The following is a 3456-nucleotide window of genomic DNA, read 5'->3' on the forward strand; positions in this document are numbered from 1 at the left end:
CTTCTGGTACGAAATTAGGTGTTATGGGTTCAACAGGAAATTCTACAGGTATCCATTTACACTTTGAAGTACGTAAAAATGGTGTAATTGTCAATCCTCTTAATTATTTAAAATAATAATATCTTGTAAGACGGTCAATATTGCGAAATTGGCCGTCTTTTTATGTATGAATTTGTCGAATTATTGCCTGGGAAATATTCAACATTTCCCAATTGTTACTCGATAGATGCGAAACAAGGTAAAGCGTGATAGAGTAGGTGTATGATGAGGTCAATTTATATTCACATAGATAGATGGCAAGAGAGAGGATGGATTGTATGAGTAAAACGATTTTAGTAGTTGATGACGAAAAGCCGATTGCGGATATTTTGCAATTCAACTTAAAAAAAGAAGGATATAATGTAGTTTGTGCATATGATGGGGATGAAGCTTTAAAAAAAGCAGAAGAAATTAAACCGGATTTGATGTTACTAGATATTATGTTACCAAATCGAGATGGAATGGAAGTTTGTCGTGAGATTCGTAAAAAGTACGACTTTCCTATCATTATGTTAACTGCTAAAGATTCAGAAATTGATAAAGTACTTGGTTTAGAGTTAGGTGCAGATGATTATGTAACAAAACCATTTAGCACACGTGAATTGATTGCTCGTGTGAAAGCAAATATGCGACGTCATCAAACTTTACAATCAGAGGATGCTGAAGAGGCAACGAATGATATAGTGGTTGGCTTATTAATTATTCAACCAGACGCATATTTAGTGTTAAAACGAGAAGAATCTATTGAACTAACGCATCGTGAGTTTGAATTGCTGCATTACTTAGCAAAACATATCGGACAAGTAATGACGCGTGAGCATTTATTGCAAACAGTATGGGGCTATGATTATTTTGGAGATGTTCGTACTGTAGACGTAACGATTCGTCGCCTTCGTGAAAAAATTGAGGATAACCCAAGTCACCCAGCATGGATTGTGACACGTCGTGGTGTAGGGTATTATTTGCGTAATCCTGAACAGGAGTAGACAGAATGCAAAAGGTTGGCTTTTTTAAATCGATTCACGTCAAAATCGTCCTGATTTACATTCTGTTGATTCTTTTGGCAATGCAAATCATCGGTCTGTATTTTGCGCGTGAGTTAGAACATACACTTAAAAAGAGCTTCACCGATTCCATTGAACAACGAGTGGATTTGGTGGAGTTTAGTGTGCGTACAGAAATTACCAAACAGCGGGGAGAAGAAGACCCGAGTTTAGAGCAAAGTTTACGCACAGTACTATATAGCATTCAATCAGAAGATATAAATGAAATAAGTGTAATAGATAACAATTTCCGCATTTTAGCAACGTCTGAAACAAATAATCAATCCATTGTTGGACAACGCTCAACGGAGACTTTGGTTCGTCAATCCATTTCGTCGGAGACACCGTTTAATAACATTCGTTTAGACCGTCAAAAAAAAGACAGGATATGGGTGTTAGCTTCTCCTATTATTTTTCAAGGTGAAGTCCTCGGTACGATTTATTTAGAATCAAACATTGAAACAGTGTTTGATCAAATGACTGAAATTAACCAAATTCTTGCTGGTGGTACAGCGATGTCCCTTGCCATAACGGTTATTCTTGGTATATTAATCGCTCAAACAATTACCCGACCTATTTCGGACATGCGTAGACAAGCCCAAGCCATGGCCAAAGGAAACTTTTCACGTAAAGTGCGAGTTTACGGGAATGACGAAATTGGACAGTTGGCAATTGCATTTAACCATTTAACCAATCGTCTACAAGAGGCGCAGTCTACTACTGAAGGTGAACGAAGGAAGTTAGCATCTGTCCTCTCCAACATGACAGATGGGGTAATTGCGACTGATCGCAAAGGACGCATCATTTTAATAAATGATCCAGCGTTAAGACTGTTAAGAGTACCGAGAGAATTAGTGTTGCATCGTCCAATTTCAAGTGCTCTTGGAATTGAATCACAGTACGTATTTGAAGATTTAATTCATATGAAAGAGTCTATTAACTTAGATTTCAGTTCGCCTGAACGACCGTACATTTTGCGAGCAAACTTCTCCGTTATTCAAAAAGAAACAGGTTTTGTAAACGGCTTGATAACAGTTCTCCATGATAATACCGAACAAGAGAAAATTGATATGGAACGACGTGAATTTGTTGCGAATGTTTCGCATGAACTTCGAACACCATTAACCACAATGCGTAGCTACTTAGAGGCGCTTGCTGATGGTGCTTGGGAAGATAAGGAATTAGCACCATCATTTTTAAACGTTACACAAACTGAAACTGAACGCATGATTAGGTTAGTCAATGATTTGTTGCAGCTATCGAAAATGGATAGCCGAGAATACGATTTAAACAAGGAGTTTGTAGAGTTTAATAAATTCTTTAATCGCATCATTGATCGTTTTGAAATGTCGAAATCACAACAAGTTCATTTTGTTCGCAATTTACCAGAATCACAGTATTTTGTGGAAATCGATACTGATAAATTAACTCAAGTCATCGATAATATTATTTCGAATGCTTTAAAATATTCGCCTGACGGTGGAAATATTCGTTTTGGTATAATCGTGCACGATGGATTATTAAAAGTGATGGTTTCTGATGACGGGATGGGTATTCCGAAAGAAAATGTAGAACGAATTTTTGATCGTTTCTATCGTGTAGACCGAGCACGTGCAAGATCAATGGGTGGTTCTGGACTGGGACTTGCTATTGCCCGGGAAATGATTGAATCACATGGTGGTGCTATATGGGCAGAAAGTGAAGAAGGAAACGGAACGACCATATTCTTCACGTTACCATTTGAGTTAGATGAGGCAGGTGAATGGGATTGAAATATATAGAGCATGCAAAATCGATTTTCCTAGCCTTACTAATTGTTTTAAGTGTGACGTTAACTTTTACTATTTGGACCTATACTCCAACTTACGACACCATTGAATCAACACCAGTAGTAGACATATTAATCGCAGAGAGCAAGCGAATAGATGATGTTATTAAACCTTATAAAATGATTGCAAGTCGTGAAAACAACATGACAGGTTCGATGGAAACATTTGATTTAGAGCGAGTTGTCAATGTCATGAAGGACTGGCAAATTAGTGATTTGACTCTAGAAGATACTGAGTTAACTAACGAAGAATTAAATGAATTAGTCGGGGCAAATAATCGATACACATTGTTTTTCCCAGACGATGTACCATTTCCGGTATATGATAATATTTTGCCATTTTCTATTTCTGACATTCCAGAGGATGGATTTGATCGATTAATTGTAGATTGGAATCGTTCGGATAATGAGCAACTGAAAGTTTATTTTGCTAGTTCTAAAACAAAAACATTGTACTCAGCAGTAGCCAAAAATGTAGACTGGAAATTATTTGACCAAAAAGTAGTGTCATCGACATTAGGGTTCTCGAAGTTTACAGATATTCAG

General features: G+C 37.1%; 4 protein-coding genes. All 4 read left to right on the forward strand.

Annotation, left to right across the window (positions count from 1 at the left end; genetic code table 11):
• Positions 1-116: M23 family metallopeptidase (locus AC1DOS_RS18795; protein WP_477538733.1), on the forward strand; the 116-nt coding region annotated here is incomplete at its 5' end.
• A gap of 201 nt (positions 117-317) precedes the next feature.
• Entirely contained in the window at positions 318-1025 is a 708-nt protein-coding gene (gene yycF / locus AC1DOS_RS18800; protein WP_108586879.1) for a response regulator YycF, read from the forward strand.
• A gap of 5 nt (positions 1026-1030) precedes the next feature.
• Positions 1031-2854 carry a cell wall metabolism sensor histidine kinase WalK gene (walK, locus tag AC1DOS_RS18805; RefSeq protein ID WP_108586878.1) on the forward strand — a complete coding sequence of 608 codons (1824 nt, stop codon included), beginning with the start codon at positions 1031-1033 and terminating at the stop codon, positions 2852-2854.
• Positions 2845-3456 (forward strand): two-component system activity regulator YycH (gene yycH / locus AC1DOS_RS18810; protein ID WP_477538732.1); only part of this gene is annotated, 612 nt, incomplete at its 3' end. The genes walK and yycH, both read left to right, overlap by 10 nt.

The sequence above is a fragment of the Paenisporosarcina sp. P5_A11 genome (genome assembly GCF_056400705.1).